This window comes from Marinomonas sp. ATLA20 (assembly GCF_057180105.1).
The window spans coordinates 264,243-286,788 of the sequence record NZ_JBXUKU010000003.1 but is presented as its reverse complement, the minus strand read 5'-3'; the positions used below and the strand labels follow the sequence as shown (position 1 = coordinate 286,788).

Annotated in this window: 20 protein-coding genes; 8 read left to right on the top strand and 12 right to left on the bottom strand. The window is 45.6% G+C overall.

Annotation, left to right across the window (positions count from 1 at the left end; genetic code table 11):
• Positions 1 to 84 precede the first annotated feature (84 nt).
• The 3 genes from AC2A4J_RS07735 to AC2A4J_RS07725 form a co-directional block, all read right to left on the bottom strand.
• A complete protein-coding gene (locus tag AC2A4J_RS07735; RefSeq protein WP_484175556.1) occupies positions 85 to 369 on the bottom strand; it encodes a hypothetical protein in 285 nt (94 codons plus the stop codon).
• Between the two features lie 188 nt (positions 370 to 557).
• A complete protein-coding gene (locus tag AC2A4J_RS07730) occupies positions 558 to 1,097 on the bottom strand; it encodes a hydrolase (protein ID WP_484175555.1) in 540 nt (179 codons plus the stop codon).
• Positions 1,098 to 1,128: 31 nt separating this feature from the next.
• Positions 1,129 to 1,743 carry a pentapeptide repeat-containing protein gene (locus tag AC2A4J_RS07725; protein WP_484175554.1) on the bottom strand — a complete coding sequence of 205 codons (615 nt, stop codon included), beginning with the start codon at positions 1,741 to 1,743 and terminating at the stop codon, positions 1,129 to 1,131.
• Between the two features lie 185 nt (positions 1,744 to 1,928).
• Between AC2A4J_RS07725 and AC2A4J_RS07720 the strand changes: the two genes are divergently transcribed.
• The 8 genes from AC2A4J_RS07720 (at position 1,929) to AC2A4J_RS07685 (ending at position 10,453) form a co-directional block, all read left to right on the top strand.
• Complete coding sequence (locus tag AC2A4J_RS07720; RefSeq protein WP_484175553.1) at positions 1,929 to 3,758, top strand: ABC transporter permease; 1,830 nt, start codon at positions 1,929 to 1,931, stop codon at positions 3,756 to 3,758.
• A 1-nt stretch (position 3,759) separates the two neighbouring features.
• Positions 3,760 to 4,929: an ABC transporter ATP-binding protein gene (locus AC2A4J_RS07715; RefSeq protein WP_484175552.1), complete on the top strand. Its 1,170-nt coding sequence runs from the start codon at positions 3,760 to 3,762 to the stop codon at positions 4,927 to 4,929.
• Positions 4,930 to 4,966: 37 nt separating this feature from the next.
• Complete coding sequence (locus tag AC2A4J_RS07710; RefSeq protein ID WP_484175551.1) at positions 4,967 to 6,085, top strand: ABC transporter substrate-binding protein; 1,119 nt, start codon at positions 4,967 to 4,969, stop codon at positions 6,083 to 6,085.
• Between the two features lie 95 nt (positions 6,086 to 6,180).
• On the top strand, positions 6,181 to 7,035 hold the full coding sequence (locus AC2A4J_RS07705) for an inositol monophosphatase family protein (RefSeq protein ID WP_484175550.1): 855 nt from the start codon (positions 6,181 to 6,183) through the stop codon (positions 7,033 to 7,035).
• Positions 7,036 to 7,068: 33 nt separating this feature from the next.
• Positions 7,069 to 7,704 (top strand): dual specificity protein phosphatase family protein, encoded by a 636-nt coding sequence (locus tag AC2A4J_RS07700; protein WP_484175549.1) that lies wholly within the window; start codon positions 7,069 to 7,071, stop codon positions 7,702 to 7,704.
• Positions 7,701 to 8,717, top strand: a complete 1,017-nt coding sequence (locus tag AC2A4J_RS07695) for a LacI family DNA-binding transcriptional regulator (RefSeq protein ID WP_484175548.1) — start codon at positions 7,701 to 7,703, stop codon at positions 8,715 to 8,717. Before AC2A4J_RS07700 ends, AC2A4J_RS07695 begins: the two co-directional genes overlap by 4 nt.
• Before the next feature lie 108 nt (positions 8,718 to 8,825).
• A complete protein-coding gene (locus AC2A4J_RS07690) occupies positions 8,826 to 9,239 on the top strand; it encodes an acyl-CoA thioesterase (protein WP_255825351.1) in 414 nt (137 codons plus the stop codon).
• A 140-nt stretch (positions 9,240 to 9,379) separates the two neighbouring features.
• Positions 9,380 to 10,453 (top strand): DUF748 domain-containing protein, encoded by a 1,074-nt coding sequence (locus AC2A4J_RS07685; protein WP_484175547.1) that lies wholly within the window; start codon positions 9,380 to 9,382, stop codon positions 10,451 to 10,453.
• A gap of 77 nt (positions 10,454 to 10,530) precedes the next feature.
• On the opposite strand, the gene iolG is transcribed toward AC2A4J_RS07685, so the two are convergent.
• The 9 genes from iolG to AC2A4J_RS07640 form a co-directional block, all read right to left on the bottom strand.
• Positions 10,531 to 11,529: an inositol 2-dehydrogenase gene (gene iolG / locus AC2A4J_RS07680; protein ID WP_255825353.1), complete on the bottom strand. Its 999-nt coding sequence runs from the start codon at positions 11,527 to 11,529 to the stop codon at positions 10,531 to 10,533.
• 258 nt (positions 11,530 to 11,787) lie between these two features.
• Positions 11,788 to 12,615 (bottom strand): 5-deoxy-glucuronate isomerase, encoded by an 828-nt coding sequence (gene iolB / locus AC2A4J_RS07675; protein ID WP_484175546.1) that lies wholly within the window; start codon positions 12,613 to 12,615, stop codon positions 11,788 to 11,790.
• Between the two features lie 20 nt (positions 12,616 to 12,635).
• Complete coding sequence (locus AC2A4J_RS07670) at positions 12,636 to 14,156, bottom strand: CoA-acylating methylmalonate-semialdehyde dehydrogenase (RefSeq protein WP_484175545.1); 1,521 nt, start codon at positions 14,154 to 14,156, stop codon at positions 12,636 to 12,638.
• A gap of 52 nt (positions 14,157 to 14,208) precedes the next feature.
• The gene (iolE, locus tag AC2A4J_RS07665) at positions 14,209 to 15,141 is read right to left on the bottom strand and encodes a myo-inosose-2 dehydratase (RefSeq protein ID WP_484175544.1); all 933 of its coding nucleotides are present in this window, start codon (positions 15,139 to 15,141) and stop codon (positions 14,209 to 14,211) included.
• Between the two features lie 73 nt (positions 15,142 to 15,214).
• The gene (gene iolD, locus AC2A4J_RS07660; protein ID WP_484175543.1) at positions 15,215 to 17,077 is read right to left on the bottom strand and encodes a 3D-(3,5/4)-trihydroxycyclohexane-1,2-dione acylhydrolase (decyclizing); all 1,863 of its coding nucleotides are present in this window, start codon (positions 17,075 to 17,077) and stop codon (positions 15,215 to 15,217) included.
• Positions 17,077 to 19,035 carry a bifunctional 5-dehydro-2-deoxygluconokinase/5-dehydro-2-deoxyphosphogluconate aldolase gene (locus tag AC2A4J_RS07655; RefSeq protein WP_484175542.1) on the bottom strand — a complete coding sequence of 653 codons (1,959 nt, stop codon included), beginning with the start codon at positions 19,033 to 19,035 and terminating at the stop codon, positions 17,077 to 17,079. Before AC2A4J_RS07655 ends, iolD begins: the two co-directional genes overlap by 1 nt.
• The gene (locus tag AC2A4J_RS07650) at positions 19,032 to 20,198 is read right to left on the bottom strand and encodes a Gfo/Idh/MocA family protein (RefSeq protein ID WP_484175541.1); all 1,167 of its coding nucleotides are present in this window, start codon (positions 20,196 to 20,198) and stop codon (positions 19,032 to 19,034) included. Before AC2A4J_RS07650 ends, AC2A4J_RS07655 begins: the two co-directional genes overlap by 4 nt.
• A gap of 11 nt (positions 20,199 to 20,209) precedes the next feature.
• A complete protein-coding gene (locus tag AC2A4J_RS07645) occupies positions 20,210 to 21,007 on the bottom strand; it encodes an ATP-binding cassette domain-containing protein (RefSeq protein ID WP_110573690.1) in 798 nt (265 codons plus the stop codon).
• Positions 21,008 to 21,060: 53 nt separating this feature from the next.
• The gene (locus AC2A4J_RS07640) at positions 21,061 to 22,218 is read right to left on the bottom strand and encodes an ABC transporter permease (protein ID WP_484175540.1); all 1,158 of its coding nucleotides are present in this window, start codon (positions 22,216 to 22,218) and stop codon (positions 21,061 to 21,063) included.
• Positions 22,219 to 22,546 lie beyond the last annotated feature (328 nt).

The following is a 22,546-nucleotide window of genomic DNA, read 5'->3' as shown; positions in this document are numbered from 1 at the left end:
GTTATGAGTCTATAACAGGAGTGTAGACCTTGGAGCATACTCCAAGGTCAAGCAGCAGTTTGATATTTAATTTAAAAAGTGTGTTTACGCTTTCACCGAAACACCTTCTATTTCTAATACCGTTTTCGCGTCAGTGCGTTCCATGATTTTCACCAAGGCCGATTGTATCACTTCGTCTTCACGCACATCACTTTGGCCCGCAAAACGCTGATCTTGTGGCTCTGCGCCTTCTTCAGCCGTAAAAGTCACAATCACTTCTGTGGCGATCTCTTCTGTGTCACCAAAGTAGGCAATGGAGAGTTGCGGATAACCTTTGAAACCCATTTTGACTTTCTTCGCGATACGTTTTTTAGATTTGTCTATGTTCATGCTGCCTGCCTAAAGGGAAAGGTATTGAGTCTCAATAAAAGCCATTACTGAATTAAACCACAAAGCAGACTAATCAAGGTAAATTAAACATAAAATAACCCCACCCTAGGTACCCTCTTGCCAAGAAGATGGGAAGAAAAAGCTCTAAGCTCCTCCCCCTGGCAAGGGGGAGGTTGGGAGGGGGTAAATCACTTAATTAAACTAAGCGCCCCTCTAAACTCATCCGCTCGACAATCCCCAATCAATTCAAACAAGCACATTTCCAGACTGGTCACTTCCGCGCCTTTTCGAGCTAACTTGGCGAGTGCCATGTCTTTATTCTCTATCGTTCGTGACGAGACACAATCGCTAACCAACTCCACATCATAACCCAAATCAAGCAAGCCTAACGCCGTTTGATACACACAAATATGCGCTTCGATGCCGGTAATCAGCCACGAGTTCATCTTGACCTTTTTAACTGCATCAACAAAAGCAGGCTCGCCACAGGCGCTAAAGGAATATTTAGCGATCGGCTCCACCATGTCCAAAACTTCGCATAGTTCTGGCACGGTTGCGCCCAATTTTTCTGGGTTTTGCTCTAACCACAGAATCGGCATTCCCAGTAACTTGGCGGCTTTTACCAGCTTGACCAAATTGGAAATAAAGGCCTCGCTGTCATGAACAATAGTCGCTAGCTTTCCTTGAACGTCGATCACCACCAAACCAGTTTTGTCTTTTCTCAACATGCTATTTTCCTTTTTATTTTTATCCGTTGCTTTAAACCAATTTAATACCAAGGGACGTCAGCAAACTCACCGCTTCATATCGACAAAAGATGGCGTTTTTAATGGTGTTTTTCTTCACATCAATATCGTAGTTGGTCGCGCCATTAAAATCTGCGCCGGTTAGATTGGTATTCACAAACAAACTATTGGTTAAATCGGTTCCCGTAAAACGCGCTCGGGAAATTGTTGCTTCTCTAAAATCCACATCATGGGCTCGGCAATCTTCAAACACGATACCAGATAGTTTTAAGCCATAAAACGACGATGCATTAAGCAGACATTCTTTAAAAAATAACGGCGCACCGAGCTCCAAGCCACGCCAATAGGCTTTTGTCCAGTCCACACCCAAAACTTTTGATTCATAAAACTGCACGTCGGAGAACTTACTATTTCTGACATTTACCGCCGTTAATTTGCACTTACGGAACTGACAATCCTTAAACGTACAGGCATCAAAGAAGGCTTCACTGAAATCGCACGATTCAAACTCGCAAGACTCAAATACTTTACGACTCACCTTGCCCTGCTCCATAGACAAATCCATAAAGGTCTTACCATAAAAAACTTCATCGTTCGGCAATTGCTGTGAATTCGTTAAATTGGCCATTAAATTCTCCTGAGACTAGAAAAACTAAGGTAACAAGAGATGTCAGCGTGCTCAATCTAATAAGCTTATTTAGCTTAAAAAACCGTTCGCAAAAACTTTTTTGCACATATGTGCAAAATGTCATCGGTTTGTCATAGACAAAGATTATTGTTTAGAAAATTACATGTTTTTCTAAGGAATAACCTATGACCATCTTGCTCACCGCAGCAGAGCAAAAAAAGCCAAATATTTGGCAACGTGCAAGGCATTCATTTGCTGTTGCCCGACACGAGCCAGCCAATTTGATTGGTCTGGTTCTGGCTATTTTCTTTGCCTATTTGATTCTTGCACCTGTGCTCTCCATTCTTGTGGATTCCTTTATTGTACAATCCGGAGACGAAGCAAGAACCCATCAAGACGAAGGCAGTTTCACTCTTTACTATATTGTTCGCACTCTGTACTCACGCATTTCTGAAATCCTTTTATGGCAACCTCTCTACAACACCTTAGCCATTGCGGCCAGTACGGTGGTGTTTTCCATGAGTATTGGCGTAGTGCTGGCGTGGTTAGTCAATCGCACCAATATGGCAGGACGTGCTTGGTTCGCCACGGCGTTGATTGTGCCTTTTATGCTACCGACTTGGACCTTCGCCCTCGCTTGGACGACGATATTTAAAAACCGCACTGTTGGTGGACAACCTGGCTGGCTAGAATCTTTAGGCATCACCACTTCAAACAGCGTGGCTTACGGTTATTTCCCCATCGTTTTTATCTTGGTTTTGCATTACACGCCCTTGGTCATCTTGATTGTCGGCAATGCGTTACGTCGCCTTGATTCACAAATGGAAGACAGCGCTCGGGTACTTGGTGCACCATCACGAACCATCGCTTTTTCTATTGTTCTGCCGTTAATTCGTCCTGCGTTAATGTCTGCCGCTTTATTGATATTTGCCGATTGTATTGGCGAGTTCGCCGTGCCTTATATTTTAGGTTTACCTGTGCGCTATGACACCTTAGCAACGGGTTTGTATCGAGCGCTAGACACCCGTCAAAACGGCGTGGCTGCGGTCATTGCTGGCGTGATTATGATCATCGGTGTGATTACCTTACTGATTGATGTGCGCATGATGAAAGAGGCTCGGCGCTTCGTCACTGTTGGCGGTAAAGGCAATATGGACAGACTGCGCAAACTGGGCCGTATGCGTTTACCAGCATCTGGCTTTGCGGGGGCTTTTGTATTGATCGGAGTAGTTCTGCCATTACTGACCTTGTTCTTATCCACCATCATGATTTTGCCCGGCCGTTTTACACTGGAGAACTTCACCTTTGACTATTGGATTGGCAGTAATTTAGACACGGTTGCCCTACGCAATGGCATCTTGCTAACACCAGAATTTTGGCAAGCCGCATGGAACACTATTGTCATTGTCGGCTCGTCTTCAATGATCTCTGGCGTACTCGGTTTGCTAGTGGGTTATGCGGTATTACGCTGTTCATTCAAAGGCGTTGGCGCTTTCTTGCGTCAGATTACCTTCTTACCTTATTTGGTTCCCGGCATTGCCTTTGCGGCGGCGTTTTTATCTTTATTCGCTGTGTCGCGCGGCCCAATTCCAGCACTGTACGGCACGCCAGCCATATTAATTATTGCTCTAGTGGCTTCCAAAATGCCCTTTGCCAGTCGATCTGGTATCGCAGCTATGACACAGCTGGGCAAAGAGCCGGAAGAAGCGGCACGTATTGCTGGTGCTAACTGGTTTAGCCGCATGACCAAAATCATTATTCCAATACAAGCGGGACCATTGGCAACAGGGATTCTGCTGCCATTCATTTCCGGTATTAAAGGCGTCAGCCTATTCATTATTTTGGCGATTCCATCCACGGATGTTCTCACCACCTATTCACTGCGTTTACTCGATTACAACTACGACCAAGCTGCCAATGCGGTGGTCTTGATGATTGCGCTTATCGCTTGGCTTGGCACCGTATTGATCCAAAAGATCTCAGGTACCGGTTTGGCTCAAGGTCTGGAGAATTAATATGCCTACTATCACATTAACCAATCTAACGAAATGCTACGACGGCAACACTGAACCTTCCGTTGACCAAGTATCACTGACAGTGGAAGACGGCGAATTCATGTGTTTGCTCGGCCCTTCGGGCTGTGGCAAAACGACTATTTTACGCATGATTGCAGGTATCGAACATTCCACCAGCGGCGAAATTGCCGTGGATGATTTGGTGGTCGATTCGGTTCACCAATCCTGTTTTATTCCACCGGAACAGCGTCGTATTGGTTTTGTATTTCAAAACTATGCCCTTTGGCCTCACATGACAGTAGAACGCAATGTGGACTTTGGTTTGCGCTTACAAAAAGTACCAGCCCAAGAGCGCAAAGAGCGCTGTTTGGATGTGATGAGCAAGTTACGCATTTTGGAATACGCAGACCGTTATCCGTCTCAATTGTCTGGCGGCCAGCAACAGCGTGTCGCTTTGGCACGTATGCTGGCGGTGAATCCAGGTGTGCTGCTACTAGACGAGCCATTATCGAATCTAGATGCGACTCTGCGACTGGAAATGCGCGCCGAGCTACGTCGCTTACACCAAACTTTTGGTACCACGATTATTTTTGTTAGTCACGACCAATGGGAAGCCATGACGCTGGCCAACACCATTGCAGTGATGAATAAGGGACAACTACAGCAAATCGGCACACCCGATGAAATTTACGCTGAGCCAATTAATCGCTTTGTGGCGGAGTTCATTGGCAACCCAAAAATCAATATGATCAAGCTCACAGAATCATCAAGCGACCAAGTCGATATTGCCAACCATATCCTAGCAAGATTAGAGGAAAGCAAACACGCTGAAGTCTGCGCAATTCGTCCTGAAGAAATTGTGCTGTCCGATAAAGCCAATGCCAATACCTTGCCAATGACGATAGAAAACATCATGCCTACTGGTGGCAGTTGGGTGATTGAACTGAGTTTTGGTGATGACCGATTGTTTCACTCTACGCAATCACGTCCGATATGGCGTGAAGGTGAGCAAGTTAATGCGTATTTACCTACCCAATCACTGCACTTTTTTGACCAAGCTGGCCATCGTCTTGTACTGCCAGAAAGTCACATCGACTACACCAATGTATTTACAAATTTGACTAGTTCAAGCCAAGCACCAAATGCTCAACCTTTCGTTAATCAAGCATAGAAGACTCAAACTTAAACTCGAAACTAAGGACAATGTTATGACTTTCACCATGAAAAAAAGCCTTATTGCATTAACCGTTAGCCTAGCCACACTTGGGTCTGTTTCCGCATCAGCAGCAGACTCGTTTGATCTTCAAGCTCTGATAGAGGCAGCGAAACAAGAAGCGCCACTGACCGTGTACGATTCCACGGGGAAAATTGTTAAACAAGCAGAATCTTTCAGCCAAAAATACGGTATCCAAGCAACGGGGATTAAAGCCAAGGCTTCGCAAGTCCTCGAAATTGTGAGCCGTGAAGCCAAAGCCGGCAATGTAAAAGCCGACGTTGCCATTCTGGCCGATGCCCCTGCAGGCATAGAGCAGCTTTTATCAAAAGGTTATGTCACCAGCTGGGTTCCAACCGATCTAGCTGAACACATTCCTGCCACCTACCAAAACCCACTTACAGTCGTTTTAGCTCCCAACATTTGGGCTTACAACACAGGTCTTTATGACACTTGCCCAATCAGCAATATTTGGCAACTGACTCAACCAGAATGGCGTGGCAAAGTCGCCATGCAGGATCCGCTTGGCAAACCGTCATATACGGATTGGTTTAACCAGCTAGCCACACACCACGACAAAGCCATGGCCGATGCTTATCAAGCCGAATTCGGCAAACCATTAAAAACCAACGAAAGCAGCGCAACCGCGGCTTTCATAAAAGCACTTGCTGAAAACCGCCCATTGGTCACCAGTTCAGACACTGAAGCCGCCAACGCCGTTGGCGCACCAGATGTGAAGGACAGCTTTGTTGGCATGGTCAGCGCGGCTAAGTTCAGAAACAATAAAAATGGCATGAAGCTTGGCCTTTGTGCCGACATGGTGCCATTTAGTGGCTGGAGCTACCCAGGCTTAGGCTTTATCACCACAGGAACAAAAAGCCCTAATGCCGCGAAACTCTTTATTCATTACATGATGACAGCTGAAGGCATCGCGCCACAGGGCGTGGATGGTAAAATGTCCACCAATCAGACTGTTAAACTGCCTACTGACGAGCCTGCAGGGATTGATAAAGTACGCGATCAAATCATGGGGTATGACGCATCCACAGCAAAATCTGACTGGGAAAGCCGTCAAGATTGGCAAGACCTGTGGAGCTTGAGCTTCAAAAATTAAGCGGTAACAGTCTTTAACTATCACTAAGAATGAAATCAGTTGGGACGAGACTTTTCCAACTGATTTATATATAACAAATAGAAAAGGATCCCTCCTTGACCCTCAACAACATCAAAGAAAGCGAATTAGAAAAACGTGAGGCCGCCCTGCATGACATTACTCTTAGCGCAGGTGCATTAGCTTTGGAACGCTATCGCGCCAGAAACCCTGGTGACTTCAGCATGAAAGGCCAACAAGACTTTTTAACAGAAGCCGATGCGCTAGTGGAAGAGCACATTCGTCAGGCTATTTATCGACTTTTTCCTAACGATGGATTGCTTGGCGAGGAAACAGGAGGCTCAGTCACCAACGCATCCCTTTGGGTGGTTGATCCGATTGACGGCACCGCCAACTTCGCTCGCGGCATCGATCATTTCTGTATTTCCATTGCTTTTGTCCATAACGGCGAAACACTACTTGGTGCGATCTACAACCCTACGACAAACGAAATATATTTAGCGCGCAAAGGCCATTACGTCAGAAAAAATGGCCTACCGCTGCGAGTTTCTAGTATAACGAATACCCATAGCTCTTCCTTTGAATTAGGATGGTCTACACGGGTTCCCCAAGAAGTCTACTTGGCAATTGTTTCTTCATTACTAGCAAGTGGTACCAATATTCGTCGTGGCGCATCTGGCGCGTTGGCATTGGCTTGGGTAGCAGAAGGTAGAACTGACGGCTACGCTGAATCACATATGAATGCATGGGATTGCTTAGCAGGTTTACTCATGGTGCGTGAAGCTGGCGGTCGAACAGGCGTTTACCCTCAGACTCACGAGGAGATAGCGTATGGCGGGGCTATTCTAGCCGTCGCACCTGGAGTCGCGGAACAATTTTCCAGCGATACCATAATCTCGCTATCCGATAACGTTCATAACACTAAAGAAAGCACGCTTGGGCTCACCGCCTAAGCCTGTTCGACCTATACAATGAAAGAGACAGCTATGACCCTAGGAAAAGTAAAAAAACGCTACCCGCGCCCGCCAATAAGCCTAATTGAAAGCAACATTCCCGGCTGGGGTGTAGATATCTACATTGGCGGCTCGACCGGTGTGGCAGACGCAGAACTACTTGAAAAACATAATATAAAAGTGGTGCTTAACTGCGCGATAAATCTAGATATTGATCTTGTAAATTCACAAGAACCTAACCCACCAGAACACCTACTAAAACATGGTTGGGCGCCTGTGCGTTATTACAAAATTGGCATGATCGATGGCCCAGGAAATCCAGAGTCCATGGTATTAGCAGGTTATCACTTAATGCGTTCAGCTCTAGATCAGGTAATGCCTGAAAAAGCCTCCTATAAAGTTCGTGAAAAAGGCAATATATTGGTGAATTGTCGTGGCGGCCGCAGCCGTTCCGTCACCATAGTCGCCTTGTTTTTGCATTTGGAATACCCTGACCGCTACCCGACACTGGATTCAGCCATTGCGCACATTAGGGAAAAACGAGAGCTTCATCCAGATGAATGGTATGAAACCCCAAAACCTGCCTTAATTCACCTAGCAGAGCGAGCCGCCAGCATGGAAAAGATACTACGCGATGCGGGCTTTGGTCAGGATATGAGAAAAGCATGAAAAACCAGCAACCGAAAAATATCGCCAGCGCCGCAGAAGTAGCCAAACTCGCTGGCGTTTCTCGGTCTGCTGTTTCTCGCACCTTTACTCAAGGTGCGAGTGTTTCCAAAGACACTCGTGAGCGTGTACTGGCGGCGGCTGCAGAACTGAATTACCACGTCAATCATCTTGCCCGTGGCTTATCTAACGAGAAAAGCCGCCCCGTTTGTATTCTTGGTGCCAACCTGAATGCACCCTATCAAGCTAGCTTGCTCGATGCCCTCACCCAGCGTTTGCAATTAGCTGGCCGAGCTGTGATGGTGATCAATACGTCTGGCGGCGAAGCCAGTGCTGATGCAGCATTAAGACAAACGTTAAATTATCGCGCGTCGGCAACGATCGTTTTATCCGGGACACCACAAACCACTTTAATCGAAACCTGCGTAAAGAGTGGCCAACAAGTTATCCTTGTGAACCGTGCTGGCCAATTTGAAGGCACAGACCACATCAGTATCGACTATCAATCCGCCATGGCCGACGCACACCATATGCTTTTAAGAGCCGGCTGCACAAACCTTGCCGTTGTCTCGTCGACCATTCAATCACCCAGTTTACTGACTCGTGAAAAACTCTTTATTCAAGCCGCCGAAGACGCTCAGCAAACTTGTATTTTGTTGCGAGCAGGACCAACCAGTTACCAAACTGGCGTAGACGCAGCACGACGTTTATTAGCCTCACGCGAGAGACCTGACGGTGTCTTTTGCGTTACAGATTTGATCGCCTGTGGTTTTATAGATGTGGCTAAAAATGAGTTTGGTTTAAGAATTCCAGAAGACATCTGCATTGTCGGATTTGATGATATTGAGCAGGCAAGTTGGCTTGGCTACCAGCTCACCACTTTTTCACAACCATTAGGCGCTATGGTCGATGCCATTTCAGAACTCTTGGAAAACGTCTCTGACAAAGCGCGTAGCAAGCAACATTTAACCTTCCATGCACCACCCGTTTGGAGACATTCGGTTCGACCAAGCTAACCACATCGCCCCTTTTCTCTGTTAGTAAAGTCGAGCGATTTTGTTATTTTTTTCTCGATTGAAGCATCGTACTCTTTTGCGTCAGAGCTTTTTTAATAGGGAGTAATCATGCTCAACAAAACACAAATCAAAGTACGCGGCTATCACTTAGATCTTTTTCAACACGTTAACAACGCTCGTTATTTAGAGTTTATAGAAGAAGGCCGCTGGGCTTTCTTTGATCAGTTTTTCGAACGCGACGACTGGATGCAAGAGGATTTTGTTTGGCCCGTTGTTAATATCAATATCAACTTTAAATCGCAAGCAAATTTCGGTGACCTACTCGAGGTACAAACCCACTATACAAAGATAGGTAATCGCAGCATCACCATGAAGCAAACCATTGTAAAACTCCCTACCAATGAAATGGTTGTTGAAGCGGATGTAACCTATGTATGCTTCTCCAAAGCCGCCAAAGCCGCTGTTCCTTTTCCTGATGACATCAGACAAAAAGTCGAGCAATCTATTGCATCTTTAGAGTAGACATAAAGCCGTTCTGATTTTTTGTATGAACAGTGTGGGAAATAAGTGCAAAGGTCGCGTATAGATTAGGGAAAGCCTTGATTTTCATTGAGAAAAATCGCTCTGCCACTTAAGCTAAGTGTTAACAAGGAGACATTAGCATGAAAGCAGAACGACTGAAAAACACCATTACGTTTCTCGTAATGATCTTGAGTATTCTGATCATATTGAGGCTATATTTACCCTATTGGGCGCTTTATACAGTGAATCAAAAATTGTCCGATATGGGCGATTATTCAGGGCATATAGAAAACGTCGACATAGATATTTATCGAGGTGCGTATCAGCTGCAAGAGTTGTCTGTTTCAAAAGTAAAAGGCACACACAAAGTGCCCTTTGTTCGTGCTGACAACATAGATATTGCATTAAGCTGGCGAGCATTGTTTAAAGGCGAAATTCTTGCTGATATCTCCCTAGATTCGCCACAAGTAAACTTTGTCGACAGTGACAAAGCAGATAATGCCCAATCAGGTAAAGGTGGCGACTGGCAAGGCGTCGTCGAAGGACTTATACCCATTACCATCAGTAACATCAGCTTAAACAATGGCAATATTGCCTTTCGCAATTTCGAATCAGAGCCGCCGGTTAACGTTCAACTTACCGAACTTCACGCTGACGTGACCAATCTAACCAATATTGCCGGACAAGACGGTAAACGTGTGGCGAGCTTAAACCTAGACGCAAAGTTACTGAATTCAGCCTCTTTGGAAATGAACGCAGAGTTCGATCCTTTTGTCTCTGACGATTTTAACATCGCCTTAAAAACAGAATCCGTCTCACTGCCTTTGCTCAATGATTTTGCCCGAGCCTATGCCGAGTTTGACTTTCGAGCAGGCACAGGCGAAGTGGTCAGCGAACTAAAAGCAGAAAATGGAGAGTTAACAGGCTACGTAAAACCCTTATTCAAAAAAGTCGATATTCTGGATTGGCAACAAGATGCTGTAGAAGATGGCGATGGCCTATTCCAACTTTCTTGGGAAGGGTTAAGTGGCGGACTAACAGGCTTATTTACCAACAGCGATACGAACAAAGCCGCCACCATCATCGAAATTACAGGCTCACTAAAGGATCCTGAAATTAGTGCATTTGACGCTGTTTTAGAAGCATTGAAAAACGCCTTTATAGAAGCGTTCGATAACAAGTTTGAAGGGCTTAAACCAAAAAGTGATAATTGAACCTCACTAACATCAGATAATAAAAAAGGGCTAGCAGCCCTTTTTTATTATCTTGAGTCAAATCACCTCAATAGAAATTACCAGCTCAATGTCACTTTCTGCCCTGTTTCCAACGATTTCTGTGCGGCATCAGCAAGCATTTGCGCACGACGTCCATCTTCGAAACTTGGAGAAACAGGCTTCTTGGCCAAAACGTTTTCGATGAAAGACGTTAACTGCAAATTGTAGGCATCCACATAACGATCAATAAAGAAGTTATAAAGTGGGTCTTGTACTTGCGTAGTGTCTTTGGTGAAGCGCGTTACCGAGGTTGGCGTTTGGTTATTTGAAATCACCATGCCTTCTGAGCCAAACGCTTCCACTCGTTGATCATAGCCATAGATCGCACGACGAGAGCCATTAATGTGAATCAAACGACCAGATTGGCTTTTCATAATCAACATCACGCTATCCACATCACCAATTTCGGTGATCTTTTCATCCACCATAGCGCTACCAAAAGCTTGTAACTCAACAATCTCTTCACCTAAGACAAAACGCGCCATATCAAAGTCATGAATGATCATATCGCGGAAAATGCCGCCAGACGATTTAAGATACTCTACTGGCGCCATGCCTGGATCTCGACTAGTAATGATAATCTGCTCTAACTTACCAATACTGCCATCTTGCGCCGCTTTTACCACAGCCGCATGGCTTGGGTCATAACGACGGTTAAAACCAATTTGAATTGGTACATGGCAGTCTTTAATTTGCTCTAAACACGCATTAACCGTAGCCGTATCCAAATCAATTGGCTTTTCACACAAAATCGCTTTACCGGCTTTAGCTGCCTTTATGATCAAGTCCACATGAGTATCCGTACTGGTTGCGATCAAAACCGCATCCACGTCAGGATCAGCCAAGGCCACTTCTACACTATCCGCTACCTGAGCACCGGTTGCTTTTGCTACCGCTTCCGCCGCTGGTGCATAGACATCAAACACATATTTCAAATTCGATTGAGCAAACGCCTGAATATTTTGGGCGTGCATTTTTCCGATTCGACCAGCACCGAACAAAGCAAAATTAAGCATTTTATTATCCCTTCAATGTTATTTTCACTGCTCTCTAAAACAATATTGGCATCACCGAATACCCCCTCCCAACCTCCCCCTTAGCAGGGGGAGGAGCTTAGCACTTTTGTCCCCTCACTTATGCCTTCAAAGGGAACAGAACTTGGTACTTTTGTCCCCTCCCCTTATCTTCAAGGGGAGGGTTAGGGTGGGGTTATCTATTAAGTTACCAACAATAGTTTCGATAACAGCTGTTATTTTTATTTAATAATGTGTGTTCTAAACTTTCTTGTCACGCTCAATAATCCACTCATGATCCGGATCATTATGAAAAATCCAGTTACGACTAGGCCCTGCCATAACGTTCAGGTAGTAGGATTGGTAACCATGTGGCACGCCTACTGGATGATAACCTTCTGGCACCATGACAAGATCACCGTCTTCCACGGCCATGGTTTCGTCAATACTTCGGTCATCCGTATACACACGCTGGAAAGCAAAGCCTTGTGGCGGATCAATCTTGTGATAATAAGTTTCTTCCAGCTGAGTTTCAGCAGGCGCCGCATCGGTATCGTGTTTATGCGGCGGATAGCTTGACCAGCCGCCGCTTGGCGTAATCACTTCACAGACTAACAAGCTGTCAGCGGGTTCGTTACCGAATAAGATATTGCACACATGGCGAGTGTTGCTGGTGACGCCTCGCGTTTCGTATTGGCATTGCTCCGGTATGATCAATTTCGCTTGGAATCCACCTTTGCCTGGTGCCTTACAAAAAGCCACTTCCACATCGGTAATGGCTTCAATACAAATCTCGTCCTGTGCTGGCGAATACACCGAATAAGGTGCTTTTTGCTCGAACACACTCATACGATCACCAATGTCTTTCCATGCTTCCTGCTTGGTACTGGCATTGACTTTACCTGATAAAACCACCGCGCATACTTCATCGGTTCCAGTTTGAATCGTAACGGATTCGCCCGCTTTCAGTTGATAGGCTTCAAAGCCAACATACTGCCAATTGGCACTTTTAGGTGTCACTAATTGAGTCTGTGACAGCCCTGCTTTCTGATTTTTTTTACTGAGTCTGTTTTTACTTAATAAGGACATATTAAAAACCTCGAAACGGATTATTTCATGGTTGGCATTGAAAACTCTGGACCAGCTCGTAAGCCTGTTGGCCAGCGTGCTGTAATGGTTTTCATGCGAGTGTAAAAACGAACACCGTCTGGCCCATGCATGTGTAGAGGCCCAAACAAAGAACGCTTCCAACCACCAAAACTATGGAACGCCATAGGTACAGGTATTGGAACATTTACGCCCACCATACCGACTTGAACTTTCTCGGTAAACTGACGTGCTGTGTCTCCATCGCGAGTAAAAATAGCGGTGCCATTACCATATTCATGTTGATTAATTAGCGCCAAACCTTCTTCATACGAATCCACTCGGACCACACACAAAACTGGGCCAAAGATCTCTTCGTCATAAATGCGCATGCCCGCTTTAACCTGATCAAACAAAGTGGGCCCAACAAAATAACCTTGCTCGTGGTTCTTACGCACAAAATCACGGCCATCCACCACCAAAGTGGCGCCCTCTTCAACACCTGAAGTAATGTAGTCACGTACTTTTTGCGCATGTTCTTTGCTGATGAGCGGCCCCATGTGCGGCTCTTCTTCAATGCCAAATTGTTTGTACAAACCCGGCCCTATCGTCATGGTGGAAATTTCTGTTTTCAACTTGGTAATCAGATTATCGGCAACATCATCACCGACACACACCGCAACCGAAATCGCCATACAACGCTCACCTGCGGAGCCATAAGCCGCTCCCATTAGCGAATTAACTACTTGATTTGGATCGGCATCAGGCATCACCAACATATGATTTTTTGCACCACCCAGAGCCTGAACACGTTTGCCGTGAGCACTGGCAGTGGCATAAATGTATTCTGCGATTGGGGTAGAACCAACAAAGCTCACCGCTTGAATGCGTTCATCGGTCAGCAGGACATCAACCGACTCTTTATCGCCATTAACGACATTAAACACACCATCCGGCAAACCGGCTTCTTTTAACAACTCAGCAAGACGCATAATGGTACTTGGGTCTTTTTCAGACGGCTTCATCACGAAGGTATTTCCACAAGCGATGGACACAGGAAACATCCACATTGGCACCATGGCAGGGAAATTAAATGGGCTAATACCCGCACAAACGCCTAGTGGCTGCATCAGGCTATAGCTATCGACACCACGACCAACATTCAAACTGTGCTCACCTTTTTGTAGATGAGGAATACCACAAGCAAATTCCACCACTTCCAGACCACGAGTCAATTCACCCATTGCGTCTGAATATACTTTGCCGTGCTCGCTGGAAATCAATTCCGCCAACTCATGGCTATGTTGTTCTACCAAGGCTTTAAACTTAAACAGTACACGAGCACGATTTAATGGCGTCACTTGAGACCAAGTTTCAAAAGCCGTTTGTGCTGCGGCAATCGCACTTTGTGTTTCTTCAACCGTACTCAAGGAAATCTGCAATGAAACATCACCCGTTGCTGGGTTAAAGACCTTCGCTTGGCGTGAGGAAACACTTTCTACCGTTTGGTTATTGATGAAGTTACCCATAACGTTATTAGACATTTTCTTCTCTCTTCTTTCTTATCTTTTAAAGTACATGAATGACCAGTGCGGGTTAAAAATGAAAACCGGCCTTTGCTAAATTCGCTGACAAATACTCATAGCCTTTTGTCGCATAAGTTAATGGATGCGCAATAGCAGGATCTTGCTCTGCTTCCACAACAATCCAGCCCTCATAATCGGTGGCTTTCAGCACTTCAAAAATTGGGAAATAATTGATACCTCCATCGCCAGGCACGGTATAAACGCCCTCCAGAACCGCGTTCAAAAAGGCACTGTCGCGATTGAGGTTGTCTTTCAAAACATCCAGACGGATGTCCTTACAATGTACATGCACTATGCGTTTAGCGTGCTTCTTCGCCATCGCTAAAGCATCACCACCTGCAAAGGTAATGTGCCCTGTATCCAGCAATAACCCCACATTGTCGCCCGTCATTTGCATCAATTTATCAACCTCTTCCGCGGTTTCAATCACGGTGCCCATATGATGGTGGTAGGCCATTTTTACGCCTTCAGACGCCATATAATCAGCGACTGCTGTCATGCGTTTTGCGTATTCTTCCCATTGATTTTGGGTCATACGCGGACGTTGTGACAAAGGCACAGATTGATCCCCATGAACACACCCGCTGACTTCGGCAAATACCATGACGTTAGAACCCAAGGCCTTTAGTAGATTTAGATGGTCCTGCATGGCGGCAATTTCGTCTTCCACACTCCGCTCCAACAAACGAGCGCTGTACCAACCGGACACCAAAGATAAGTCGTGTTGCTTTAAAATCGGCCCAAGCACACTGGCATCACGGGGAAATTTGTTACCTAATTCAATACCGCTATAACCTGCTTGACGCGCTTCGCTCAAGCAAACTTCTAACGGTGTATCGGCACCTAATGATGGTAAATCATCGTTGGTCCAAGTAAGGGGATTAATGCCAATTCTGATCTTTAAATCAGTTGTCACATTATTATTTTTATTCGTGCTGTTCATGAAGTTGCTCCAAGATCTATGTTCTTTTTTCTACTTTTTACTTTCTATTTAAAAGTAAAAGTGAAAGTAAAAATTAATAAGGCTGCTGTTGTTTCGCTATTTTGTACTGACGCTCTGCATCGACCACCTGCTCACGAGTCGATACTTCTGGCACCGCTACATCCCACCAAGCACCGCCTTCTTGTGTACTTGGCATTGGGTCCGTATCTATAGCGATCACATAGGTTTTGTCACTGGCTTTGGCTCGAGCTAAAGCTTCTTCTAAATCGGCAAGACAAGCGATTTGTTCAGAATTAGCCCCTAAGGCTTTGGCATGAGCGGCAAAGTCAGTCTTTGGCGCACCCGCTTCAACGGTATGGCAGTGCTGCAATAAATTATTGAATGACTCGCCCCCACAAGCTTGTTGCAAGCGATTGATACAGGCGTAACCACGGTTATCCAAAACAACAATGATGAGCTTCAAGCCCAACATCACCGACGTGGCGATTTCAGAGTTCAGCATCAAATAACTGCCATCTCCCACCATTACAATCACTTCGCGCTCAGGCGTTGCCATTTTTACACCAAGCCCACCCGCTAACTCGTAACCCATGCAGGAAAAACCATATTCCACGTGATAACCGAGGTCTGATGAAGTACGCCATAACTTGTGCAATTCTCCAGGCAAACCACCCGCTGCTTGCACTAAAGTAGTGTTAGCCGTTGCTGCGCGATTAATAACACCAATGACATTCGCGTCGGTTGGCAAGTAGTTATGATCGCTTGCTTGTTTTGGTAAGGCTGTAACCTGATCCACTGCCGCGAGCCAATCAAGGTTCAAGGCTTTCGCTTTATCGCTCCAAGTAGATGGTGTTTGATAACTTTCAACCTCGGCCAATAACTCTTGCAGTGTGACTTTTGCATCACCAATTAAAGGCATAGCATTGTGTTTTTCGGCATCAAAAGACGTGACATTGATACTTAATAAAGTGTGATCTGGATTGGCGAACAAGGTACGCGATGCCGAAGTAAAATCTTGCAAACGCGTGCCAATCGCGATGATTAAGTCTGCTTCTTGCGCTGCGGCATTCGCAGCACTAGAACCCGTTACACCCACCGCACCAAGATTAAATTCATGATCCCAAGGCAATGCACCTTTGCCTGCTTGCGTTTCACAAGCGGGAATATGACATTGCTCAATTAAGGCAGTGGCTTCTTCAAGTGCCAAACTGTAATGCACACCGCCACCTAGTAGAATTAACGGCTTTTTCGCCTGCTTGATCGCGGCAACCGCTTTCGCTAACTGATCCACATCGGCGCGATTTCGACGCGGTTTATGAAGTTTTTTCGCAAAGAAACTAACAGGATAATCAAACGCCATAGTCTGCACATCTTGCGGCAATGCCAAAGTAGCAGGTCCACCAGTGGCTGGATCTAACATGGTATTAATAGCCACAGGCAAGCTGGTAATCAGCTGCTCTGGTCGATTGATACGGTCGAAATAACGCGATACGGGACGAAAACAATCGTTCACCGACATGGTAGGGTCGTTAAAATGCTCGACCTGTTGTAATACTGGATCAGGCGTTCTAGTAGCAAAAACATCACCCGGCAAAAACAGTATAGGTAAACGATTCGCCATCGCCATGCCTGCAGCCGTTACCATGTTAAGCGCGCCTGGACCAATAGAAGAGGTACAGGCCATAATACGTTGGCGACGATGTTGCTTAGCGTAAGCGCTAGCCGCTAGCGCCATGCCTTGTTCATTATGAGCTCGAAAGGTCGTAAACTCGTCTTTAACTTGAGCCAAGGCTTCGCCCATCCCAGCCACATTGCCATGACCAAAAATCGCCCACGCACCACCAAATAAAGGCACTTCCACGCCATCCACCACAGTGAATTGGGCCTGCAAATGTTTGACCAAGGCTTGCGCCATTGTTAAACGTATTGTGTCCATTATGCCTCCTTCCTTTTCATCATCTGGCTGTCGTTTCTCTGCTGCCACAATGCACTCATTTCTAAATAGTTTTGCGTTACACGTTCAACAAACACGGCATCATCAATGTCATTTCTTAACCAAGCTTTAACCGGTTCAGAGAATAGTGTTCGGCCAATGGCAAAGCCCTTACAAATGTCTTGTCCTGCAGCCGCTTCGAAGCCTGCTTTTAGTGCGTCTACTGGCGCATCCAAGCCTAACAGCACAACACCACGACAATACGGCGCTCGGGCCTTGATTAAGTCGCCAATATTTTGCCAAGCCGCTTTACTCGGAGAAGGTAATTTCCACCAATCTGGGAATATACCCAAGTTATAAAAACGCTCGATGGAACGTGACAAGGTATCGTCTTTTACTTCAGATCCCACAGGCGGAATGATCTCCACTAGTAACTCATGGCCCGTTGTGCAGCAAGCGCGATACAGATCCATAACCTTTTGCTCTTGCTCATTACGCAAACTGACGTCATCATCTGGATGATAAAACACCAAGCATTTCACAATATGATTGGCCGGCCATGTTGCAATCGCTTGTCCGACGTTATTGCCTAATTCGAAACGCAATGGGCGGCTACTTGGTAACTCCACTGGTCGAGCGATCCAAAAATCTTTACCGGTGATATCGTTTAAAACATCTTGGGCAAAGGTACCATCCGCCAAGATTCCCGTACCGCCAACCTTGCCTTCTAAAGCTGAAGATCCTTGATAAGCGGCTTGTAGAATCAATTTCTTTGCTTTCGAGATTTGCGACAAAGGCGCGCCCGCTTCACGACACATATCGACAAATTGGCGTCTGTGGTCGAATGCTAAGATACACATGTCTTGCCATGCTTTTGTTGGATCTTCGCGCAACATGCGCTGAGTGGTGACACGATGCAGATAGTTCAACACGGAATCAAGGTCAGGTCTTGGAATGTCATCACGATTAGCCAAATAATAATCCAGTTCTTCAAGACTAGGCATGGCAGGCGAACATCCATGGCGAGAAACCACAATCGCACCACACGCATTGGCGTAGTCGCAGGCTTTTTCCGTCGTTTCACCTGGAATCCAGCCACGTAAATAACCACTCATAAAAGCATCGCCAGCGCCCAATACGTTCAGCACATCCACAGTGACACCATAACGAGTGATACCTTCGTCTAAGGTTTCAGGAATGTCACCTTTAAAGACAGAACAACCCAAGGCGCCACGCTTCACCACAAACTCCGCTGAGGACACTTTACGAATGCGCTTTAAGCACTCAATGGTGTCTTCACTGCCACCAGCAATATGAAACTCTTCTTCCGTTCCGACCACCAAATCGCACAAAGGCATAATAGACAGCAAATGCTGAGTAACAGAGTCATTGGATACAAAACGATTTTCGCCTTCACCTTTCCCCGTCAACCCCCACAATACAGGTCGATAATCGATGTCGACCACCACTTTTGTGTTATTAGCTTTGGCGTATTTGATCGCTGCCCTTGCCGCCTGATCTGTGCCTTCGGTAGAAAAATGCGTTCCAGTAATGAGCAAGGCTTTCGCCGAAGCAATATAGGCTTCATCAAAATCGTTTTCACTGATCGCCATGTCCGCGCAGTTTTCCCGATAAAAAATTAATGGGAACGTGTCTTTGTCTTTGATACCAAGCAACACCAAACCAGTTAAACGCTCTTTGTCGGTCACCACATGAGAGACATCCACACCCGCTCGCTCAAGCTCTTGGCGCACAAATCGCCCCATGTGCTCGTCACCAACACGAGTTAACATAGCCGACTTCAATCCCATTCGAGACGTTCCAAAGGCGATATTGCAGGATGAACCACCAAGGTATTTTTTGAAACTACTCACGTCTTCTAATGGCGCACCAATCTGTTCCGAATATAGGTCAACCGCGGCGCGCCCTAAGCAAATAACATCCAATTTTTTATTATTCATTTTTGATCTCCATCGTATTGCTCTACCTCGACCCAAGCTTTTTTATCAACGGATTCCACCACGCTGTCGAGAATGATATTAACCTGGGTCGCAGCACGAAAATCTGGCCATAAAGGCGCATCATTAACAACACCTCGAAACAAGTCTCGAATTTCAACGGCTTTCATATCGTTGAAGCCTAAACCATGGCCTGCAGACACGCAAAAAGCTTGATAATCCGGATGCTCCGGTCCCACTAAAATACGTTTAAATCCTTGAGTCTGAGGATTACCTTCAGCAATGTACAAAGACAATTCAGACAAGGTTTCTTGGTCGAAAATTAAACTTCCTTTGGTGCCTGTAATTTCGAACGATAAACCATTTTTTCGCCCCCATGCGATACGTGATGCTTCTAATGTACCTTGGGCGCCATTGGCAAAACGCACCATCATATGCGCTTGGTCGTCGTTTTCGACTTCGCCAACACCGGGTTTCGAATCGTCGAGCGTTGGAGCCAGTGGACGTTGTTGATGCACGATTTTTAAATCGGCACACAATGATGTAATCGGCGCGACGAGATGAATGGCCAATTGCACAAGATGTGAGGCTAAATCATTCAGCGCTCCAGTTCCCGCAAATTGCTTTTGTAAACGCCAGCTAAAGGGCAAATTGGCGTCAGCAAGATAATCTTCGTTGAACACACCTCGAAAATGCACCACCTCGCCGATATCTCCACGAGCAATTAATTGCTTAGCAAATTGCACTGTTGGATTCTTAATATAATTAAAGCCAACCAGTGTTTTCACACCGGCTTTTTCGGCCGCTTCGGTCATTTCTTTGGCGTCTTCAGCGTTTAACGCTAAGGGTTTTTCACTGTATACATGCTTGCCGGCGGCAATGGCCGCCAAGGCGATCTCTTTATGCAAAAAGTTCGGCGCGCAGATATCGACCACATCAATGTCAACATCCTTAATCAAGGCCTTCCAATCCCCTGTTGAGCGGTTAAAACCTAACTCCAAAGCCTTCGCTTTAGCTAATTCAGCCGTGGCATCGGCTAACATTTCGCAGTGCAATTGACTGTGGGGAATGGCAAAAGCCGCCATTGCATTTCGATAAGCAATCGCATGAGCTTTGCCCATGTACCCTGAACCCACCAAACCAACACGCATTTGTTTTTTTGTCATGATGTCGTCCCTTATGCGGTGGCATCCAAACGGCTAAATTCTTCCAGTTCCGCCGTCAGCTCATCCAACTCTTGGCCGCCTGCCATCATTTCCAGTACGTCTTCGCGGCTCACTTCGGATTTCATAAAGGAACCTAGGCTCTGCCCACGATTCAATAACGTAAAACGATCGGCAATAGGATAAGCATGATGGACATTATGAGTAATCAAAATCACCGCCAACCCTCTGGCTTTGGCTTTCGCCACGACCTTCAAAACATTGGCAGATTGCTTCACACCAAGGGCCGCAGTGGGTTCATCAAGGATCAGCACCTTGGCACCAAAGTGAATGGCACGAGCAATCGCTAAACACTGCCTTTCCCCCCCTGACATAGTACCAATCGCTTGGGAAGGGTCACGGACATTAATGCCCATTTCGGCCATGCCTTTTTGAGCAATTTGATTAGCGGTTTCAATATCAAAACGCTTAAAAATGCCGCGCCCTTTGGTGATTTCTCGCCCCATAAAAAAGTTACGTGTCACACTCATTAAAGGCACTAATGCAAGATCTTGATAAACGGTCGCAATACCTGAATCAAGGGCTTCTACTGGTGATTCGAACACCACTGGTTTGCCTTCAAACAAATACTCACCATCGCTTGGTGCGTGAACACCTGCTAGGGTTTTGATCAAGGTGGATTTACCAGCGCCGTTATCACCTAGCAAACAGTGAACTTCACCCAGTTTCACCTTCATGTCGATGTCTTTGATGGCAATAACTGAACCGAAGTAGCGGCTCACTTTTTTTAATTCAATAATAAATTCGCTCATTTTGTTCTCCTAAATTCTGATTCTAAAAAGTCAACTCGAGTACGGGCTCGCCGCTAATGTCGGGCCTCTGTTACCTTTTTACGAATGTAGTTATTGAACAAAACCGCGATTAACAACATGGCTCCCAAAAACACGCGGAACCAATCTGAATCGATACCGGTGAAGAAGATGCCCATTTGTACGACACCAAAGATCAAGGCGCCAAAACACGCACCAATGACTGAACCATAACCACCGGTCAGTAACGCACCACCGATGACCACAGCAATAATGGCTTCGAACTCTTTTAAAACACCGCGGTCAGCGGATGCGGAACCAAATTCAAACACCTGACAAGCCGCGTAAACCGTTGCGGTGAATGCCGTAAACATGAACAAAGAAATTTTGACTTTATCAACTGGCACACCAACGTTTCGCGCCGCTTTGTCATCGCCACCCGTCGCAAAAATCCAGTTACCGTATTTCGTACGCAATAGAACCCAACTTGCAACGACGGCTAGGAATACACACCAAACAATCACCATTGGAATACCTTCAACCACTGGAGTGCCATCATCGTAAGAACTAATCAAGCCAATATTGGCGAACCAGGCAAACAGGCTTTTACCAATGACACCGCCAAACACCGCGGCGAGCCAATCTCCATCGGCGTATTTGTCGATACCGCCCACTATGGTGCGATTGGTGAATAGAATAGAAAGCGCGATGGTCAAACCACGCAACATGAAAAGGAATGCAAGACTCACAATAAAAGAAGGCAAACCAGTCTTAACAACTATGTAGCCATTCAGAAAACCAATTAGCATGGCACCAGCAAAAGCAAAAAGAATCGCCCCCCAGATTGGCCACCCCCAATAAACAGCAGGAATCGTCATCATCATGCCAGCAAAACCAATCATCGAACCAATCGACAAATCAAACTCGCCTGCAATCATCAATAGACAGGCACTAATAGCAATCAAACCTAATTGTGCTGATACGGTTGTCCAGTTCATGATGCCATCGGAGGCAAACATGCCGGAATCCCCTGCGGTGATAAAAAAGAAAACAAACACTAATAATGCACCAGAAATCGCCCCAAATTCAGGCCGATGCAACAACCGCTTCCACGTGGAAACCTTGCGAACTCGTTCATCTCCAGCTGATTTTTCTTCTCTTGATTTATCTTCTGCCATTTTAGATAAATCAACCGATTGAGTTTGATCAGTCATAGCGTCACACCTTACTTTTTATAGTTATTTTTTTGTGATTTCTAAACATGTTTAGCGAGCAGCCCTACTTGCCTAACAACTCGTTACGTCTCTTATTCTCGTACAAATTGCTCTTTAAGTAGCGTACTCAGTAACACGATAGAGCTTAATGTCTTTTCATTTCAACAATGGAACCATAATAGAATATTTATTTCATTTTATTCAATAGACAAAATAAAAATTTACATTAAATACAAAATAAATTGCCCAAAAAACATCAGAAAGTCTTTATAAAATGAAAATAAAACCATAAAAAACAATTAACTATTTAAAAAAATTCATTGCAGAA